Raw genomic sequence first — 18,200 nt, forward strand, 5'->3', positions numbered from 1 at the left:
TGCTTATTTTGTCCCTTTTATAATGCAATACGGATAAAGAAACCAGGCCGTTCTGCCCCTGCGAATTGCCAGCTGGCGCCCGCCACTTCCAGGCGGTTAGTGATACTGGCGAGGCCCATGCCTTGCCGTATGTCAGCAGGTAAGCCCTTACCATTATCAGCGTACGTCATGATGAGCCGATCCTCTTCCTGGAAAAAAGTGATCTGCACGGCGCTGGCATCAGCATGGCGGATGGTATTATTCAGCAGCTCTTCCAGTACCCGGTAGAGCGATAACATGACAGCGTGCGGCAATTGATCCAGTTTACCCGCCACCTGGTTATCTGTATCTACCCTGATCCGGCCTGCCTGGTTGATCCTGTCTGTGAGCTCTTCTACTGCTGCTGAGAGCCCGTAGAGGTTCAGCACGGCGGGAGAGATATTATGTGCGATGTGACGTACATCTTCGATGATCTGGTCGATCATCATCTTACAGCGCTCCGCTTTCTCCGCAGGTATACTGCTGATGCTAAGCCGCAGGGAGGATAAAGCTGCGCCTACGCTGTCATGCAGATCGCTGCCGATCCTTCTCCGCTCCTCCTCCTGCGATGCAAAGATGGCGAGCAGCAGCTTTTTCTGATGCGCGATCTCCGTTTGCTGCAGGAGCTGTTTTTGCTGCAATAAACGGTTACGGTTATACGCATGCAGGTAAAGCATTATGCTGACGATCAGGAAAGTGCCGACCATCGCAAAGATCACTACCACATAGATATTATCCGTCAGCTGCTGCATTTGTGAAAGCTTATGGTGAAGAGGATGTACATGATGAGCACCAGGGTAGCATGCAGCACCAGGATCAGCATAATGACCGAATGAGGTGCAGTAGCTTCCAGTACATTACTGAAAGAGAACTGCGCCAGGGCCCCTGAGAAATACAGCAGGATGCCTGCATTCACCCAGTTATCCGGTACATCCGCCCATGGCTCCTCTCCTGTTGCAGGCGCCGCAAAATACAGCAGGCTGCAAAGCACCAGGAAAATGGCTTCCACCGGTCTTGTATAGGAGTTATAGGTGTAGATGCTCTGGATGAACAGGAAGTTAACCACACAAAAGACGGGAAAGATGATAGCGGCGGCCACCAGGTAAGGCATTATCTTCCTGCCGGAGAACACCAGTACATAATACCTTACCAGGAGGATGAACTCCAGCATGGTATAGATGTGCAGCAGCGGCAGGTTATTATGGTGCGAATAGATCGTAGCGATCGCGTTGATAGTAAAGGCTATGCACAGGTACAACAATAAAGCGCGTTGCCTGCGTGGCAGGCGGCGATATTTAATGATCCCCATAGTGATCGGTATCAGCGTGGAAGCCGGTACGATCACGCCAAGATATAATGATGTAAAAGAAGACATGATCAATAGAGCGGGCTATTCACATCACAAGCGCTGGGACAAGGTTTGGTAAAATCTTCCACGGCAGATACCACCACGCCTTCCTGGGGCAGGTCTATCACCATCATATCATTGCCGTCTTTATCGATGGGGACAAAGATCAACGTGATCTCCGTCACATTGTCCGGCGTGTCGTTTTCCGCACAGGTGAAATACGCACGTACACCGCCGATGTTCTCTCCTGTGAAGCGCGGATCACGGCTGAGCCGGATAATATCGTCCATAGAGATACGGCAACCGCGCGGGATCCTCTCAGGTCCAAGGCCACTATGTTTTGTGATGAATTGACGCCATGTTTTGGTACGGGCGATGGCCGACTCAGGAGAAATAGTGGTGTTATTCGGCAGGTGCGGCTTAGGATTGTTCTTCATTGGATATTGAGGGTTTAAATGTACTTTCAAAAGTACATAATACCGCGACATCTCCAAAAGATGGCTGAATTTTTGCCCTGCAGCTGGTATGAAACGCAAGTATGAAGGCCTCTACAGATCGGGTACCAGCGGACTGGTGCTGCCTGTTCCCAACAAACAAGCATTTCCGCCGGAGTTTAAAGATAAAAGCCGGCTTACTTACTATGGGTCCTTATTTAACAGTCTTGAGATCAACAGCTCCTTTTACAAGGTACCGCAGGCGGCTACTGTAAGGAAGTGGGCGGAGAGTGTACCCGATAACTTTGTTTTTACCTTTAAGCTGTGGCGGGAGATCACCCACGTAAAAGGACTGGCGTATCAACCGGAGGATGTGTTGCGCTTTATGGAGGTGATCAGCCAGGCAGGCACTAAAAAGGGATGCCTGCTGATACAGTTCCCTCCTTCCTTTACTGTTGAATTATTTGCGCAGGTAGAGCAGCTGCTGGACATCCTGCAAAGCATTGATCCGCCCCATGAGTGGAAAGTAGCGCTGGAGTTTCGGCATCCATCCTGGTATATCGGCGAAGTGTATGAGCTGGCCGATGAATATGGGTGCAGCATTGTGCTGCAGGATATTCCCAAATCGAGGAACGAGCGGCTGAATAAGGAGACAGACTTTGTGTATCTCCGCTTTCACGGGCCTACCGGCGATTACAGAGGCGGTTATACCGATGATCATCTCCGCCGGCAGGCCAATGCCATCCGCGAATGGCTGCATGAAGGGAAAGCGGTGTTTGTTTACTTCAATAATACGGCAGGAGATGCGGTCAGCAATCTCCTGACGCTGAACAAGTTTGTTACTTCGTAACGATCTCTATTCGTCCGCCGTTCTTAAACAGCTCATGCGGCACGAAATAACCTTTGATCGCCTGACCATTCACTTTTATGGCAGTCAATGCGCGTCCTTTACCGGTCCTGGTTAATGTTAAAAGCTTACCGGTGCTGGTCTTCCATTTCACTTCATCAAAGAGCGGTACAGTTACCAGGTATTCAGGATCGGTAGCGGAGAAAGTATAAAGCCCTGCTGCACTGAATACATACCAGGCAGACATCTCCCCTGCATCATCCATTCCGCAGAGCGCGATGCCATCATCACCGATGCCGTATAAGGTATTGAGAATGGTATCGATGATGTGCTGGGATTTCTCCGGCTTGCCTATGAAGTAATAAGCAAAGGGCGCCTCATGGTCTGGCTGGTTGCCGTGACAGTACTGTCCTATCATCGTTTCCACGTTACGGGCTTTGTACTCCGGGTTCCAGGGCACGGTGAAGAGAGAATCCAGCTTGGATTCAAAGCCTGCATTTCCGCCGTATAATTCGATCAATCCCTTCATGTCATGCGGGGCAAAGAAGGATACCTGCCAGGCGTTGGCTTCCCGGTACATATACTCATAGTACGGGTACTGCGGATTGAAAGGCGTTATCCAGTCCCCATTTGCCAATCGGCCGCGCATAAAGCGGGTGGAGGGATCGAACATGTTCTTATAGTTACGGGACCTTTCCATCAGGATCCTGTAGTTGGCGGTATCACCGAGCTTTTTAGCGATCTGCGCCACAGAGTAATCATCATAGGAATACTCCAGGGTTTTGGATACGCCTGCATTGGCCTTGGTCTCTACATGCGGATTGGCAACATCCGGATCAGGAGATGAAGCCTTTTCCTTATACTCCGCAATGTGCGGACGGGCGCCGCCAGGCGTATTGGCATTCTTCAATAAGATCTCGTAGGTACCTTTCACATCAAACTGATCGATCCCTCTCAGGTAAGCGCCTGCGATGGAGGAAGCACCATGATCACCATGGAAGAAAGTAGGAATAAAACCTCTCTTATCTCCCACATCCTTCATCGACTTAATAACGTCCAAGGTTACACGGGGTGTGATGAGCCCCAGTAAAACATCTTTGTTGCGGTAAGTATCCCAAAGGGAAGGCTCAGTATAATAGTTAAAATCAGCTTTTACCACATCGCCTTTAGCGTCGGTGTATTCGCCGTTTACATCACTGCGGAGAGCCGGCCAGAGAAAAGACCGGTAGAGGCAGGAGTAGAACATGCGCCGCTGCTTATCAGTACCGCCTTTCACCTGGATGGTGGATAAGAGGTTTTCCCAGGTACGGTTGGCAGCATTGCGGATATCAGAGAAGGATTGATTGCCGATCTCTTTTTCCAGGTTCTGTTTAGCATTCGCTGTGCTGACAAAAGACAGGGCGATCTTCATTTCCACCGGAGCAGATGATCCATCCGCTAAATGGGCGATGGCATAACCGCTGCGCTGGCCTTCTTCTTTGATTTCCAGTTTGTCGATGTTCGTGTTCAGCACCGCGTAGAAATAGATCTTGCCACCGGCCTGCTGGTATCCCTGGAGGACCTTATCACTTACCTTTTCAATATGCCAGTTGGATACGCGGTTATTGGCGCGGGCAAGATCGAATAAGATCTGCCTGGCTTTATTGTCCCTGTATTCGTAACGGTGGTAGCCGCAACGCAGGGTGGATGTAAGGCTGACGTTCACCTTGTAATCGTCCAGGAATACCTGGTAGAAACCGGGGGAAGCGCTTTCCTGCTGATGGGAGAAGCGGGAACCGAATTGCTTGCCCGGGTTAGACATGGGAAGCACGGGAATGTTGCAGAGGTTCCAGTGTCCTTTGTTCGTGTGGGTAAAGCCGTAGATCACGGAATCCTCGTACTCGTAGCCTGCGCCGGAGCCGTATTCAGTCATGGGACTGAGCTGTACCATGGCATTTGGCAATGAGCTGCCGGGGAAGGTCAATCCTGCCCAGGATCTCCATCCTTCGGGAAGCGTGTAGCCTAAGATCTTAGGATCTGTCATCGGGGCAGTGCCGACGAATGTGTTGACATACTGTGTGTAACCGGTTTTAGACTGGCTTTTAGCAACAGCGACAGTTAGGCACGACAGTACAAGAAAAGTTGATAACTTTTTGACCTGACGTCTCATGAATGTGGAATATTTAGCATTAAGCGAAGCCCACAAGTTATAAAAAATCAGGAAGGGATGGAATAAAAATATTTCATATTTAAGACGCGGCACATCTTGTTTGTATAGCCAATAAACAAGCCGGTATATATCAGCCCGTTTAACAGCAATCCCCACACCGGTCCCAGCAAACCGATACCATACACGGCAAGGAGCAATACCAGGTTATACTTAGCTTTTGTGATCTCCACCCAGATCAGCATCAGGATAGCGATCAGCATCGGTAATACCAGGAAAGGGATAGTAAGACGTAACCCATAGACGTTTGCTATCAGTAACTGCAGCCAGGGCAGAAAAAGCGGAACCATTAATCCGTTCCACTTCCCTGCTCTTCTGACGGCAACATCGAAGAAGTTGATCACCGAGGCCACAGTTACCAGGGAAAGGCTGAGCATAGCGATAAAACGATGATGGAATAAGCCAGGATAAAATGCCAGCACAATAAATAGCAGTTTGGTAATGAAAATTGTATCGGTTGGGTTGGAGACTACATTTTTAAACGTCATCACTCCGGTAACGGTATGTTCCCAGGTAGCCAGGTAGAAATTGGAAAAGGCGAGGGCAAACATCAACAGCGATACTTTATAATTGCTTTCCAGCACACCCGCAAGGCTTAACAGGTTATACAAGACCAGCATAGTGGTGATAGCATCAAAGCCGTGGTCAAATAGCTCGGTGGTAGGGTTATGGTACATGCCAACCCGCTTTGCCTGCTGTCCATCCAGTATATCCATCATCTGGTAGAAAAAAAGAAAGAAAAAGCAGATCAGGCACAATACCTGGTGCGGTATAGTATGTTTAAGCAGCAGCACCAATGCGAAGCTGACAGCTATTCCAGATGCGCCTGCAATGGTGACCAGGTTAGGCGAAACTGAATTCCCGAGCAGCATCAAAAGAGCACCGCCCATTTTATTATACATGCTGCTCAGCAGGGAAAGATCTCTGCCAGTATAATGGTAGTTCCTGATATTATTTTCCATACCTTCTTTGTTCTAAATGATCCAGGGCGCGACGATAGCGGTGTTCAGCATAGCTGGAAAGGTCTGCCCCGAAGTGGGCCTTGATCATTGCCCATAGGCACCATAGCACATCCTGGCATATTTTATGGATCAGGATCCTGGTCTTTACCTCCTCGTTATACCTGCCATTAAAATACAGCAGCAGGAACTCCTCCTCTTCATCTGCGGCCATATTGCTTTCCAGGGAATAAGCAGCCAGGTCCCAGGCAGCGTCGTTCCTGCCTGCATATTCCCAATCGATCAGGAAGCTGGCGCCGGATGGATCCAACAATATGTTCTCCGGCACCACATCATTATGACAGGGCACAAGCGGTATTCCCTTCAATAGTGAGCGCAGGTGCGTATCAAGCTGTTCCACCTCATTCCTAGTCTCCCTATACCGGGGCGGGAATGCGATATCGTTAATAGCCATAACGGACTCGAACTGCGCCAGTTTATCCATCATCGCGAAATCGTTACGAAAAACAGCTCCGGAATGATGCAGTTTGTGTAGTAGTGCGGATACATAAGCCGTTCTTTCCTGGAGCGGTATGCTGGCCGAAAAAACATTTTCGACAAACCTGGTGATCTTCTCGCCCGATACTGCATTAAAAAATACCGTCGTCACATCGAGCCCCTTATCGGCAATGGCTTTTATTGCATCTTCTTCGTGCCAGCGGTTTACCAGTAAATGTGAGCCTGGCAGCGGTGTTCTGTATACATAGGATGCCCCTGCGGTATCAATCCTGTAGTTCAGATTGGTCAGGCCGCCCATGATCTGTTCACAGGACAGTACCTGTTGCTGCAGCAGCACGGCCGCTCTTTCCATGATCTGATCGCGGTGCAGCTGTTTCGTATTTGCTGTTAACGCGCACATGTCAGCGTGCTTTTGTACAGTAATACATAAAGGAGGGCGGTAAGGAGAGCATGATGAATTCAGTCCTGATCAAACGGAAAGCTTTACTGAAATACCAGGGGAAATACAGGAAAGATAACTGGTTAAGGGTCCCTCCTTTCTTCAGCGCTGTGTTGAAGCGGTATAGCAGTTCTTCCCGCTCGGCTGCCCTGAAAAAAGACAAAGGCAGGCTGGAGATGATCACATCTGCCGAATCCTGTTTTATATAGGACAGGAGGTCCAGTGCTGAACAGGGAATAATGCGCAGTCTTTTATCATCGATATTTTCCAGCTGCGCTACGAAGTCCTGGTTTATCTCAAAGCAGTATAGTATAGATCCCGGATGCATCCTATCCAATAGCTGCCGGGTGATGGCCCCGGTACCACTGCCCATTTCAACGATTACCTGCGGTTTATCGGGCTTTACATTCCGGACTATCCTGCTGATCGCCTTCGCCGGTGAAGAGGCAATAGTCCCGGAGGTTTTAAAATTCCGGATATAGCTGAGCGTATTCATGATAGCTTGTTTGTTGTGGCTATCAGTAATTTAGCTAAAACCCTATTACATACCTGTAGCAGTACTTTGGGGAAGTTTGTAGTACTTTTACTACGCCCGGGGCGATCAAAGGCGATATTATTAGCTCAGGTTCTATCTTTCTCTATCCATTTACCAACGGCGGGGGCTACATAATCTCTCATCTGTTGGAGGAGCTTTTCTATACTATCGCTTACCAGCAACATCTCGCGGTACGTTACTTTTAAGAAGCCTCTTGCTACCATGGAATCTGCCAGGGTGATGAGCGGATCGTAGAATCCGTCTACGTTAAGTAATCCCATAGGTTTTTTGTGAAGGCCAAGCTGGGACCAGGTGAGCATTTCGAAGAATTCTTCCATGGTGCCAAATCCTCCGGGCAGGGCGATGACGCCGTCGCAGAGATCGTGCATTTTGGTTTTGCGTTCATGCATGCTTTCTACCAGGATGAGCTCTGTGAGGCCTTCGTGGCCGATTTCTTTTGTTCTTAAAAAGTTGGGAAGCACGCCATATACTTTTCCACCGGCTGCCAGTGCGCCATCGGCTACGGCACCCATAAGCCCTACTTTAGCGCCACCGTATACGAGGTTAATGCCTTGTTGGGCGAGGGTTTGTCCGAGTGCTTTTGCCTGTGATTCGAAGATATTATCATTGCCGAAACTGGATCCGCAAAAAACTGTGATGCTTTTCATGATGATTGCCGTAGGGTAGATAGGTTAAAAAAGCTGGTTTGATGCGGTAAAGATAGATCATTTCATTTTTAAATGCTATCAGCATGTTGTTGATTGTGCGTGTTCACTGCTGTTGGCGGATAGCCGAAGTATTTTTTGAAGGCAAAGGAGAAGTGTGAAAGATTTTCAAATCCTGCTTCCAGGTAGATATCGGCCGGTTTGCGGTTCTTCTCGCGGAGCTGGTAGTGCGCCAGTTCCAGCCGCTTTTGTGTAAGCCAGCGTTGCGGGCTGAGGTCAAAGGCCTTTTTAAAATCCGTTTTAAAGGTAGTGAGACTGCGGCCGGTGAAGTACGCAAACTTCTGCAATGGCATGTTGAACATAAAGTTCTTCTCCATAAAATCCGCCAGGTCAATTTTACCGGGCTCGGAGAAGTTTGCGAGGCAGCGGTCTACACTGGGATCGAGTATACGCAGTACCGTGATGGCTTCTTCCATCTTTACAGCCACTATTTCCGATGGAATACCTTCTTCTATTTCAAAGTAAGGGAGCAGGGAGCTGAAAAAACTTTCGAGCAACGGATGGTTGTCATAGTATTTAATACCACAGTGCTGCCGCGGCTTGGGCGACACTTCATGGCGGGTGTAATAATCTTTCAGGCGTTCTGCTCTCAGGCTGATCGATATTGATTTGTAAGGTTGACCGTCCTTCGCATATTTGATGAAGGTAGCTAACTGGTTACGGGGACAGAACCAGGTATCCCCCGGCTTTAATGTATGGGTTTGATCGGCGACAATGACCTTTACTTCACCGGATATAAGACGGCCGAAGGTATGATCGCCGGACAGCAGGTCAAATTTGGTGTATTTATCCTGGATACAGGGCAGCATGATCTCTTGCGGAGCAGTCCAGTATTCTGACATAGCCAATAGCTTTAAGTATTACAAAGGAACGCATTTATTCTAATTGAACAGATGCGTTCCTTTGATGGATTAATTTACGGCAAATGTAATACCGGTTAATTTTTCGCTTAGTGCCCATAGTTGTTGGGCATTTTCGGCGTTGACGGCCTCAGGTGTCACGCCTTTGGTCATCACAAAATTTTCGGGATCGAAGCCTTTCCATTCCATATCGAGCGGGGCAACATCGCTATCTTCACAATACACACCGCCGATATTGGCCAACTGCGGGCTGGTAGCGCACCAAACGCTGGTAGCCGCGCCTTCCTCCAGGGTTTTGTAGCCGTTGTAAGGATCATGGCGGAAGCTGCCGTCCTCGTTATAGATGCCAAAAGCCGCTAATGTTTCGAGGGACAGATCCCGTCCGAGATCGGTACCCGCGATAGCGCCTGGATGCAGGCTGTAAGCCCTTACGCCGTGGGCCTGTGCACGTTTGTCCAGCTCAACGGAAAACAGGATATTAGCTGTTTTTGAGCGGGCATAGCTGGCGGAGAGATCGTAGGGCTGCTGCTCAAAATTAGGATCATGGAGGTCGAGTGAGGCCATGTGATGCCCCCAGGAGGAGACATTTACTACCCGGGCGTTGTTAGCGTTTTTTAAGGCAGGCCAGAGGCGGGCAGTCAGCTGAAAATGTCCCAGGTGATTAGTGGAGAACTGGGATTCATATCCCCGTGCATCACGACGTAGGGGCGTCCACATGATGCCGGCGTTATTGATCAGCAGGTCTAATGGTTTATTGAGCATCAGGAACTGATCGGCAAAGGCATTAATCGAGGCCGGATCCATGAGGTCTAGTTCCCATACGGTTACATTGGGGATGCCGGCGAGGTTCTTTTCGGCCTTTTCTATTGTTCTGGCTGGTACGTATACGGTAGCCCCTGCAGCAGCCAGGGCTTTGACGGTTTCCACGCCGATGCCGGAGTAGCCGCCGGTAACGATGGCGGTTTTGCCGGAGAGGTTGATGCCTTTTATTACATCTGTGGCGGTGGATGCGGCGTCGAAGCCGGAGTTGAGGGGGCGTTGTAAGGCGCCGTTGTAATTATTGGTTTTAGTTTGCATGATTTACATTGTTTTGTCAGGTGCAAAGTTCGGGGGTGGAGGGATGGGGGTGGTTTGTTTAAAAGGCGGAAGATGCTTTGTTGAGAAGGCGGTTATTGCCGGTAAATCGTGCTAATGTTGGGTCCAAACCCCGTAAGAGTCCCCATCGGGTTCCCATATATTTCGTAGATGTCCCATATCTCTCCCGCTGTCGTCCCATTTCTTTTAGAGGAATGGGACAACAATGGGGCAGCATTGTGGCAGTAACAAGAGATATGCTAACACGAGTGCAACATGAGTGCTACCGCCATCACGAATTACCGCATCAATGCTTATAAATGCTGCAGTAAAACCGAGTGTTAATTGTACCCATTGATAAGACTGACAACTACCTGGACGATAATATCTTTTTCGTCCGGCTTACTTTCCGCAATCATCAATGTTAGTGCAACAAGTGCATTATCGGCAATTCGCTTCATGCCGTCTTCCCGGTATAAAATGCCATTCTTTTCAAGGAACCATACAAACAGAAAAGCTGCGATCCGCTTATTTCCATCGGAAAATGAATGATTTTTGACAACGAAATACAAAAGATGGGCAGCTTTTTCTTCGATGCTGGGGTAAAGCTCCTGTCCGGCAAAAGATTGATAAATAGTGGCAATGGAGCTTTGAAAAGACTCATCTTTTTGATTGCCGAATAAGCTGCTTCCGCCGAACTTATCTTTCAGGCCCTGAATAGCTTTTAGCGCAGATTCATATGTTGCGATGAATAGCTGTTTGAGATGAGTAGCTTCTATTGTCAAAGTGCGGTGATCGTACTTATCCAAAACATCCAGCGCGTAGGTGTAATCGGTGATAACCTTTAACAGACCGTTAGATTCATCGGATGTTAATTCCTGTTTATCCAATAAATTGCCCATTAAACGCACCGTTTGTTTAAGTGCCATAAATTGCTGGCTCTGCTCCTGCAAGCGTTTTTCATTCAACACATACCCTTTGGTCAAATATTCTTTCAGTACCCTATTTGCCCATATACGAAATCGGGTGGCATTCTTTGAATTTACGCGATAGCCAACTGACAAAACAACATCAAGATTATAATGCTTTGTCTGATAATTTTTACCGTCATCTGCAGTATGTTCCAAAATGGAACATACTGAATCTTCTTCTAACTCGTTGGTTTTAAATATATTTGATAAATGTTTAGTTATAGCAGGACGTTGAGTGCCAAACAATTCCGCAATCTGTTTTTGCGTAAGCCAGATAGTGTCTTTTTCCAGTTTGACATCTACCGATGTCTGTCCATCCGGTGTTTGATAAATGAATATTTGACTATTTTCCATTCGTACTATATTTACCGCCGCTAAATTAATAGATAGGCAATGGATAAATCGTTAATGACCTGTAAATTGCAAGGCATTTCAACACTATAAAAGTGTTGTCTGTCTTTAAATTTTAGTTTGATATTGCAATACTAACCCGAAGCAGAAAACGAAAAAAATGGAGTGGCAGTTTTGGCGGAAATGGCGGTTTTGGCAAAAGTGAACAGCATTGTCACCCCGTATGCCGGTCTTTAACACTGTTGCTTCGGTAATATTCCCTGAAAAACGCGTTTCTGCCCTATGAAACCCCTATGAAACTCCGGTGAAACTCCGGTGAAACACCACCCCCCTATTCTATTCGTCAAAATACGATTGATGTTTGACATTGAAATTATAAGTAAATTAAAATCAATCCCTTAACCGAAAACATTGTTGAAAATGGTAAAAAATAACAGACTTTTGATAAAGTTCTCCGGCTCCGTGATTCTCCCCGGGAAACCACCTGGTCCTTAGCGAAAAAATGGAATAGATATTCCCTCCTGTGTGCAGGACGATAGCGGGCAGTATTGATCGGGTAAGCCGCGTTATAGTGCCATAAATAGCTGCTACGGCTACATAATGCATTGTCGCATTCGCCCAATGAAGACCCAAAGGCTTTTGGTGCGACCGTGTAGTACCGCCTTCGTCCAACTACAACTATTTTTCAAAATCTTTTCATGATACCAGACAAATTACTTTAAAAGCTTTTCTCGGCAAAGACGGTCAATCAGAATATGACCTAATTTTAAAGTTTCGAAACAAAGCATATACAAAAGAAAAGAATTGAGATACAACTCGACTAACGAATAATACTATCTCCAAAGCTATAAAAAGTACTGAGCATGACAACCTTCTCTCCCACCGCCTTCCAAGGCAAAACCGCCATCGTAGTCGGTGGCTCCAGAGGCATCGGCAAAGCCATTGCAGAACGTTTAGCCGCAGCCGGTGCAGCAGTCGTCATTAATTACGTCAACAGCGCCGCTGCCGCAGAAGAAATCGCCGAAAAGATCCGGCAGCGAGGTGGCCAGGCGGCTGCCATACAAGCAGACATCTCCCAGCTACCCGCCATCAAAAACCTTTTTGATAAAGCAGAAGCATCACTTGGCAAACCCGATATCGTCATTGCCAATGCGGCCAACTATATTCCCGCATTATTATCAGAAGCCACCGAAGAACAATACGACACCGTCTTCAACACCAATACAAAAGGCATCTTCTTCGTACTGCAGGAAGCCGCCAAACGGGTAAAAGACGGTGGCCGTATCATCGTTACCTCCACCGGTGGCACACAAATGTATTTTACCATGAACTCGATTTATCTGGGTAGTAAAGGAGCCGTAGAACAATTTGTTAGAGTGCTCTCCAGGGAATTAGGCGCCCGCAATATTACCGTCAATGCGGTCTCTCCGGGCTTTACAAATACTGACCTGTTACCAGAGCGCGACCGGGCAGTAGCTGCCGACATGTCTCCTTTTAAACGGGTAGGCGAACCCGAAGATGTAGCCGATGTAACTGTTTTCCTGGCCAGCGATGCAGGCAGGTGGATCACCGGGCAGAATATAGGAGCTGGCGGGGGAGTGTTCTAATATTTGATTTCCTTAACTTTGTGTTATGGAAAAGTACAATGTACGTTCTATCTCGCCCTTCAACAGTGAATTGAAGCTAAAAGGGTTTAACGCCTTCCAGATAGATGGCGACAGCAATGCCACACGTATCTATAGCAGAAAGGACTTCTACAAGATCTGCCTTACCACCGGCAAAAGCCTTATCCATTATGCCGACAGAAGCTTTGAAATGGACGGCACTATCTTATTCTTCGGCAACCCGCACATCCCCTACTCCTGGCAGACCATTTCCAGGAGCTATGTGGGCTATACCTGCCTGTTTTCAGAGGACTTCCTGCAGCTGTCCGATCGCTCGGAAAGCCTGCAGCAGTCGCCGTTATTTAAATTAGGCGGCACACCTATTCTGACAATAAACGACACCCAACGTGAGTTCCTGAACACCATCTTCCGGAAAATGATCGATGAGCAAAAGACAGATTATACCTATAAGGACGAGCTGATACGCAACTATATCCACCTTATTATCCATGAAGCCCTGAAGCTGCAGCCTTCCGAAAACTTCCACAAACACAACAATGCCTTTTCGCGTATTACTTCCGTATTCCTGGAACTGCTGGAAAGACAGTTCCCCATTGAAAGTACCGGGCGTCCACTTGCATTAAGGACCGCAGCCGACTATGCCAAAGCCCTCTCCGTGCATGTTAATTACCTGAACCGGGCCGTGAAAGAAGTAACCGGAAAACCAACTACCGCCCATATCAGCGAACGGATCACTACAGAAGCAAGGGCCTTGTTACAACATACGGACTGGAACATAGCAGATGTTGGCTATTCGCTGGGCTTTGAATACCCCTCCTACTTCAATAACTTCTTCAAAAGAATGACCGGCACAAATCCCAAGGCGCTACGAGCCCAGCAGGTTTGAAATTCTTAATGATTGGTTTGATAACTTTAACCTGGACAGCTGGCGCCTGCAATACCTTTGCGGAATGACGCAAGATATTTTCGCAAGAATGAGATCCGGAGCACCCATCCGCTTAGACGACCCTGAATATCCTAAAGTACAGGAAATCGTTTCCCGTACCATCCGGCTATCCGCTGCATTGAACACATCTACCGACACCGGCCAGATCCGGGAAAGGCTAAACGAGATCACCGGTTCGCAGCTGGATGTGAGCACCATTGTATTTCCGCCATTTTATACTAATTTCGGTAGGTTCATCCGGATCGGCAAAAACGTATTTATCAATCATGCCTGCTCGTTCCTCGACATGGGCGGCATTACCATTGAAGATCACGTATTAATCGGACCGAAGGTAAACCTTATAACGGAAAATCATCCTTTAACACCTGCAGATAGGAGAGCGCTTATTACAAAGCCGATCCTGGTAAAACGGAACGCCTGGATCGGTGCGGCAGCAACCATTTTACCCGGCGTAACTATCGGTGAGAATGCAGTCGTGGCAGCCGGTGCAGTAGTCAGCACCGATGTTCCCGCCAATACTATTGTGGCAGGCGTACCTGCCAGGATCATCAAATCTATCGACTAAAGAAAACAGCAAATAAGTCGGAGTAAACGTACCCGCAAATTTTTCACTGCACTAAACCAGAAATTATGGAAGCTATCAAAACATCAGCGGAAGGGGCAACCGCCATGAAAACGAAAAACGTTAAAGCCTTCGGTACAGAAGCCGCAGAAGCTGCCTTACAACAATTAAATATCAGTCGAAGATATCCTACACCACATGACGTGGAAATCGATATCCTGTATTGTGGTGTTTGCCATTCCGACCTGCACACCGCCAGAAACGAGTGGCATGGCACTATCTATCCCTGTGTGCCAGGTCATGAAATAGTAGGCAAGATCGTAAGCGTTGGAGACCATGTTAAAAAATTCAAAGTAGGCGACCTTGCCGCAGTAGGCTGTTTAGTAGATAGCTGCCGTGAATGCCAGTATTGTAAAGACGGACTGGAACAATACTGTGAAGTAGCCAACGTACAAACCTATAATTCGCCGGACAAATACCTTGGATCACAAACCTATGGCGGGTATTCAGAAAGCATCGTGGTGCATGAAGACTTTGTGCTACGCGTTCCTGAAAACCTGGATCTGGCTGCCACCGCACCCTTGTTGTGTGCAGGCATTACTACCTACTCTCCACTGAAGCATTGGAACGTAGGCCCCGGCCATAAAGTAGGGATCGTTGGCCTGGGCGGTCTGGGGCACATGGGAGTTAAGCTGGCAAAAGCAATGGGCGCTGAGGTGATCGTATTTACTACTTCCGCTTCAAAAGTGGAGGACGCCAAACGCCTGGGCGCCGATGAAGTGGTACTGTCCAAAGACCCTGACCAAATGAGCCGATATGCAGGCAAGCTGCATTTTGTGCTCGATGCTGTTTCCGCTCAGCATGACATCAACCTTTATTTAAACCTGCTACGGGTAGACGGCGCACTCGCTTTAGTGGGCGCACCTGAACATCCCCTTCCCGTTGAAGCATTCAGCCTTATTCCTTATCGCAGAACCTTCGCCGGTTCAATGATCGGCGGCCTCCCTGAAACACAGGAAATGCTGGACTTCTGCGGCAAACATAACATCGTGTCAGATATTGAGATGATAGGCATCCAGCAGATCAATGAAGCGTATGAACGTTTGCTGAAAGGCGATGTGAAATACCGCTTTGTGATCGACATGGCCTCTTTAAAGAAATAAGAACAGCCATCCACCAGGTTAAAATAAAAGCCGCTCTGATGAAGATCTGAGCGGCTGTTGTTTTTAAACCTACAACTGTTACACAGTTTATATATGTATTATTATTGACACTCCTGAATTACGGGAGGAGTATATATTTTTTGCTAACTGCTTTTTAATTGTCACTGCTTGATTCATGATACAAAAATACCTCTATGATTAACAGGATGGAACCTACTATACAAAAGGTTAGCGGTTACTTCCAGGTAAGTGGGTACCTGTGATCAGGGAATTAACAACAAATGCTATTGCGCTGAGCCACTCACTGCGGCCTGGAGGATGTCTTTATTGATCAGCTGAATGGGAGGCGCCACGGCATGTTCCGCTTCAAACTCCTTTCCCAGCAACATAGAAATAGTAGAAGCGATTTGCTGTTGCCAGATCTTTTGCTCCTCCCTGATCTCTCCGCCGGGATAAATATCCGGACCTATTACCGCCAGCCATATTTCGCCGGAACCTTTAGCCCAGAAACCGTGGGTTTGCCATGCGGCCGGGTTCTTACCCCTGCCATGGTCTGTAGTGATGATAAAAGTGGTATTGTCTTTATAGAAAGGATCTGTTTGTACATAATACCAGAGCGCAGCGATCATCCGGTCTACATCAGCGGCTTTCTGCAGGTACAGATCATAACGGCCGTGATGCGCGCATTCATCTGTTTCGCCAAAGCCCAGGTACACTACTTTGGGATGGTTTCGCTGGATGTACTCCTGCGCGCTTAGCCAGGTTAACATATCATAACGGGTATTGCCCTTATCAGTGATATAGGTCTGTACACGATTGATCACAGCAGCAGTATCACCGGCGTCTTCAAGTGGTTCATAGCCGGCATTGACGTCAAAGCCGCCAGAGGGCTCATTGAGGATGTAAGGTATGATGTTCCAGGAGCTGAAGGCAACTACCTTACCCTGGTAATCCTTCTGCTGATTAAGAAATTGCAGTACGTTGGTATTTTTGTTCACCACCGGAAGGTTCGCTACAAAGCGGGTACCCGTAAAGCCGGTGAGCATTTCACTGTAGCCGGGGTAGGATATTTTGTAGAAGTTCCGCACATTTACCTTGTTATTCCATTGGCGGTTACCATAGAGGCAGCCCTGTTTAGCGATCACATTCCAGAAAAAAGGCATCAGCTTCTGGCGCCTGATCTCAGCGGAATCGTGCCAGTAAAGCTGGCGTATCATGGCAGTGTCCTTTACGAATTCAGGCCTGAGCAGGGCGGCATCTGCACCGTTGAAAACTTCCTGCCAGCGGAAGCCATCCGTGGTGATAATGAAGATGTTCCGCTTCTTATTAAAGGCTGGCTGAGCAGTAGCAGCCAGGGAGAGGAACAAGGCAATAACCCAGAGCCGGTATCTCATGCGCACATCGTTTTTCAAAACAACACACAAACTATGATCCAGATATTAACAGGCCGTTAAATTATTATAAAGTTAAGGCTAATTATAGCAGCAGAAAACCGGCAATGGATTATTAATTGGTCGGCCCTATTTTCCCGCCTCAAACACCAGGTAACGCGCAAAGAAGGGCAGCACCCGCGTATTGAAACGGCCATGTTCCGCCCAGTTAAGGGACCAGGGATTTCCACGATATTCCTCTGCTTCGTGTTCAATACCGAAATCTTCCAGGGCACGGCTGAAATTTACCGCGCTGTACACGTGATCCTGGTTGCCGTCATAACGGCCCCAGTCAAATGCGAAGCCACGTAGGGTGCGAAGATTGTCTGCATATTTTTCGATCATATGATCCAGCAGGAAAGCAGCCTTCAGCTTTTGGGTATTGGGAACGTTCAATTTAGGCGTCCCATTCTCCAGCTCATAGAAATAGTCGCAGTAAAAGGGCGGGCGATTCGCATTAGGCAAAAAGGCCTGGTTGATGGCCAGGAAGATCGGCGTGAAACCAGTCGACTTGATGTCCGAAAAATGCTTTGCCTGGTAGATCTCCTGCCAGTTGATGGAAAGCGAAGCCCATGGAATGTAGCCCATACCGGTGGCAACGGGGTGCATGGCATACACCACGCTAAAAAGCTCCGCATGCATCAGTGCAAGTGCGATAGCGCCCCTGCCGCCAAAGAAATCGCCGCTAAGGCCGCGGCTGTTGCGATGGGGAATGGTTCGAAATTTATGATCGATAAAAGGCACCAGCTCATTCGCGGTGAAGTCCAGCCAGCGGCCGGTGGTCGGAGAGTTTTCGAAAAGACTGCCGAGGGTGGGCGATGAATAATCTGCCGCTACGAGAATGAATTCCTTCACTATTCCAGTGGCAAAAGCCCGATCCAGCAACGCTGGAAGCTTAGCGTCTTCGAAGAGCTTATCGGGATTTGAAAGAAAACTGTGGAAATAGTAGACCACGGGATAAGACCTACCGGAGCTGGCATACCCGGGCGGCAGATACACCTTGACCTTACGGTTGGGATCCAGACCGGTACGGTTCTCCTTCAATATAAGGGAAGGCAGTGTTTCATTTACGATGGTACCCTCTTGCGCAACTGCAGGAAGTGCATACAGGCAGAAGAACAGCAGGCAAAGCTTTAGTTGTTTCATATCAATGTTGGTTATGAAAGTAAAGCTAGTGATCGCCGGAAGCGAATAAAACGGGATTGATCA

At 48.0% G+C, this 18,200-nt stretch carries 18 protein-coding genes; 5 read left to right on the forward strand and 13 right to left on the reverse strand.

The features are described from left to right. Window positions 1–17 precede the first annotated feature (17 nt). The 3 genes from ACR9Y8_RS06610 to ACR9Y8_RS06620 are packed head-to-tail and all read right to left on the reverse strand — an operon-like array spanning window position 18 to window position 1,803. Window positions 18–770, reverse strand: coding sequence for a sensor histidine kinase (locus tag ACR9Y8_RS06610; RefSeq protein WP_481212452.1), 753 nt, complete (start codon window positions 768–770; stop codon window positions 18–20). After that, entirely contained in the window at window positions 758–1,393 is a 636-nt protein-coding gene (locus tag ACR9Y8_RS06615) for a hypothetical protein (protein WP_481212453.1), read from the reverse strand. Before ACR9Y8_RS06615 ends, ACR9Y8_RS06610 begins: the two co-directional genes overlap by 13 nt. A 2-nt stretch (window positions 1,394–1,395) precedes the next feature. Continuing rightward, complete coding sequence (locus ACR9Y8_RS06620; protein WP_481212454.1) at window positions 1,396–1,803, reverse strand: hypothetical protein; 408 nt, start codon at window positions 1,801–1,803, stop codon at window positions 1,396–1,398. An 88-nt stretch (window positions 1,804–1,891) separates the two neighbouring features. On the opposite strand from ACR9Y8_RS06620, the gene ACR9Y8_RS06625 reads away from it, so the two are divergent. Further along, window positions 1,892–2,650 (forward strand): DUF72 domain-containing protein, encoded by a 759-nt coding sequence (locus tag ACR9Y8_RS06625; protein WP_481212455.1) that lies wholly within the window; start codon window positions 1,892–1,894, stop codon window positions 2,648–2,650. Here the strand turns inward: ACR9Y8_RS06625 and ACR9Y8_RS06630 are convergent. The 8 genes from ACR9Y8_RS06630 to ACR9Y8_RS06665 all read right to left on the reverse strand — a co-directional run bounded on the left by ACR9Y8_RS06630 (window position 2,640) and on the right by ACR9Y8_RS06665 (window position 11,268). Beyond that, entirely contained in the window at window positions 2,640–4,796 is a 2,157-nt protein-coding gene (locus ACR9Y8_RS06630; RefSeq protein ID WP_481212456.1) for a GH92 family glycosyl hydrolase, read from the reverse strand. The genes ACR9Y8_RS06625 and ACR9Y8_RS06630 overlap by 11 nt on opposite strands. A 47-nt stretch (window positions 4,797–4,843) precedes the next feature. After that, complete coding sequence (locus ACR9Y8_RS06635) at window positions 4,844–5,815, reverse strand: CDP-alcohol phosphatidyltransferase class-I family protein (RefSeq protein ID WP_481212457.1); 972 nt, start codon at window positions 5,813–5,815, stop codon at window positions 4,844–4,846. Then, entirely contained in the window at window positions 5,805–6,710 is a 906-nt protein-coding gene (locus tag ACR9Y8_RS06640) for a phosphotransferase (protein ID WP_481212458.1), read from the reverse strand. Before ACR9Y8_RS06640 ends, ACR9Y8_RS06635 begins: the two co-directional genes overlap by 11 nt. Window position 6,711: 1 nt before the next feature. Further along, window positions 6,712–7,245 (reverse strand): class I SAM-dependent methyltransferase, encoded by a 534-nt coding sequence (locus tag ACR9Y8_RS06645; RefSeq protein ID WP_481212459.1) that lies wholly within the window; start codon window positions 7,243–7,245, stop codon window positions 6,712–6,714. A 125-nt stretch (window positions 7,246–7,370) separates the two neighbouring features. Next, the gene (locus ACR9Y8_RS06650; RefSeq protein ID WP_481212460.1) at window positions 7,371–7,952 is read right to left on the reverse strand and encodes an LOG family protein; all 582 of its coding nucleotides are present in this window, start codon (window positions 7,950–7,952) and stop codon (window positions 7,371–7,373) included. Window positions 7,953–8,020: 68 nt separating this feature from the next. After that, complete coding sequence (locus ACR9Y8_RS06655; protein ID WP_481212461.1) at window positions 8,021–8,851, reverse strand: helix-turn-helix domain-containing protein; 831 nt, start codon at window positions 8,849–8,851, stop codon at window positions 8,021–8,023. Window positions 8,852–8,920: 69 nt separating this feature from the next. After that, entirely contained in the window at window positions 8,921–9,946 is a 1,026-nt protein-coding gene (locus ACR9Y8_RS06660; protein ID WP_481212462.1) for an SDR family NAD(P)-dependent oxidoreductase, read from the reverse strand. A 338-nt stretch (window positions 9,947–10,284) separates the two neighbouring features. Next, complete coding sequence (locus ACR9Y8_RS06665; RefSeq protein WP_481212463.1) at window positions 10,285–11,268, reverse strand: virulence RhuM family protein/type II toxin-antitoxin system death-on-curing family toxin; 984 nt, start codon at window positions 11,266–11,268, stop codon at window positions 10,285–10,287. 860 nt (window positions 11,269–12,128) lie between these two features. On the opposite strand from ACR9Y8_RS06665, the gene ACR9Y8_RS06670 reads away from it, so the two are divergent. From ACR9Y8_RS06670 to ACR9Y8_RS06685, 4 genes are all read left to right on the forward strand, one after another. Then, complete coding sequence (locus ACR9Y8_RS06670) at window positions 12,129–12,872, forward strand: SDR family oxidoreductase (RefSeq protein WP_481212464.1); 744 nt, start codon at window positions 12,129–12,131, stop codon at window positions 12,870–12,872. A 25-nt stretch (window positions 12,873–12,897) separates the two neighbouring features. Next, the gene (locus ACR9Y8_RS06675; RefSeq protein ID WP_481212465.1) at window positions 12,898–13,776 is read left to right on the forward strand and encodes a helix-turn-helix domain-containing protein; all 879 of its coding nucleotides are present in this window, start codon (window positions 12,898–12,900) and stop codon (window positions 13,774–13,776) included. Between the two features lie 88 nt (window positions 13,777–13,864). After that, window positions 13,865–14,401, forward strand: a complete 537-nt coding sequence (locus ACR9Y8_RS06680) for a DapH/DapD/GlmU-related protein (protein ID WP_481212466.1) — start codon at window positions 13,865–13,867, stop codon at window positions 14,399–14,401. 65 nt (window positions 14,402–14,466) lie between these two features. After that, window positions 14,467–15,561 (forward strand): NAD(P)-dependent alcohol dehydrogenase, encoded by a 1,095-nt coding sequence (locus tag ACR9Y8_RS06685; protein WP_481212467.1) that lies wholly within the window; start codon window positions 14,467–14,469, stop codon window positions 15,559–15,561. Window positions 15,562–15,845: 284 nt separating this feature from the next. Here the strand turns inward: ACR9Y8_RS06685 and ACR9Y8_RS06690 are convergent, their stop codons facing one another. Further along, the gene (locus tag ACR9Y8_RS06690) at window positions 15,846–16,955 is read right to left on the reverse strand and encodes an alkaline phosphatase family protein (RefSeq protein ID WP_481212468.1); all 1,110 of its coding nucleotides are present in this window, start codon (window positions 16,953–16,955) and stop codon (window positions 15,846–15,848) included. Window positions 16,956–17,081: 126 nt separating this feature from the next. Next, window positions 17,082–18,137, reverse strand: a complete 1,056-nt coding sequence (locus ACR9Y8_RS06695; RefSeq protein WP_481212469.1) for an alpha/beta hydrolase — start codon at window positions 18,135–18,137, stop codon at window positions 17,082–17,084. Window positions 18,138–18,200 lie beyond the last annotated feature (63 nt).

The organism is Chitinophaga sp. SVR4-12A (assembly GCF_056754765.1).

Excerpts from the sequence above, each read along its gene's own strand:
- ACR9Y8_RS06610 (WP_481212452.1), bottom strand. The coding sequence starts at position 770 with ATGCAGCAGCTGACGGATAATATCTATGTGGTAGTGATCTTTGCGATG.
- ACR9Y8_RS06615 (WP_481212453.1), bottom strand. The coding sequence starts at position 1,393 with ATGTCTTCTTTTACATCATTATATCTTGGCGTGATCGTACCGGCTTCC.
- ACR9Y8_RS06620 (WP_481212454.1), bottom strand. The coding sequence starts at position 1,803 with ATGAAGAACAATCCTAAGCCGCACCTGCCGAATAACACCACTATTTCT.
- ACR9Y8_RS06625 (WP_481212455.1), top strand. The coding sequence starts at position 1,892 with ATGAAACGCAAGTATGAAGGCCTCTACAGATCGGGTACCAGCGGACTG.
- ACR9Y8_RS06630 (WP_481212456.1), bottom strand. The coding sequence starts at position 4,796 with ATGAGACGTCAGGTCAAAAAGTTATCAACTTTTCTTGTACTGTCGTGC.
- ACR9Y8_RS06635 (WP_481212457.1), bottom strand. The coding sequence starts at position 5,815 with ATGGAAAATAATATCAGGAACTACCATTATACTGGCAGAGATCTTTCC.
- ACR9Y8_RS06640 (WP_481212458.1), bottom strand. The coding sequence starts at position 6,710 with ATGTGCGCGTTAACAGCAAATACGAAACAGCTGCACCGCGATCAGATC.
- ACR9Y8_RS06645 (WP_481212459.1), bottom strand. The coding sequence starts at position 7,245 with ATGAATACGCTCAGCTATATCCGGAATTTTAAAACCTCCGGGACTATT.
- ACR9Y8_RS06650 (WP_481212460.1), bottom strand. The coding sequence starts at position 7,952 with ATGAAAAGCATCACAGTTTTTTGCGGATCCAGTTTCGGCAATGATAAT.
- ACR9Y8_RS06655 (WP_481212461.1), bottom strand. The coding sequence starts at position 8,851 with ATGTCAGAATACTGGACTGCTCCGCAAGAGATCATGCTGCCCTGTATC.
- ACR9Y8_RS06660 (WP_481212462.1), bottom strand. The coding sequence starts at position 9,946 with ATGCAAACTAAAACCAATAATTACAACGGCGCCTTACAACGCCCCCTC.
- ACR9Y8_RS06665 (WP_481212463.1), bottom strand. The coding sequence starts at position 11,268 with ATGGAAAATAGTCAAATATTCATTTATCAAACACCGGATGGACAGACA.
- ACR9Y8_RS06670 (WP_481212464.1), top strand. The coding sequence starts at position 12,129 with ATGACAACCTTCTCTCCCACCGCCTTCCAAGGCAAAACCGCCATCGTA.
- ACR9Y8_RS06675 (WP_481212465.1), top strand. The coding sequence starts at position 12,898 with ATGGAAAAGTACAATGTACGTTCTATCTCGCCCTTCAACAGTGAATTG.
- ACR9Y8_RS06680 (WP_481212466.1), top strand. The coding sequence starts at position 13,865 with ATGAGATCCGGAGCACCCATCCGCTTAGACGACCCTGAATATCCTAAA.
- ACR9Y8_RS06685 (WP_481212467.1), top strand. The coding sequence starts at position 14,467 with ATGGAAGCTATCAAAACATCAGCGGAAGGGGCAACCGCCATGAAAACG.
- ACR9Y8_RS06690 (WP_481212468.1), bottom strand. The coding sequence starts at position 16,955 with ATGAGATACCGGCTCTGGGTTATTGCCTTGTTCCTCTCCCTGGCTGCT.
- ACR9Y8_RS06695 (WP_481212469.1), bottom strand. The coding sequence starts at position 18,137 with ATGAAACAACTAAAGCTTTGCCTGCTGTTCTTCTGCCTGTATGCACTT.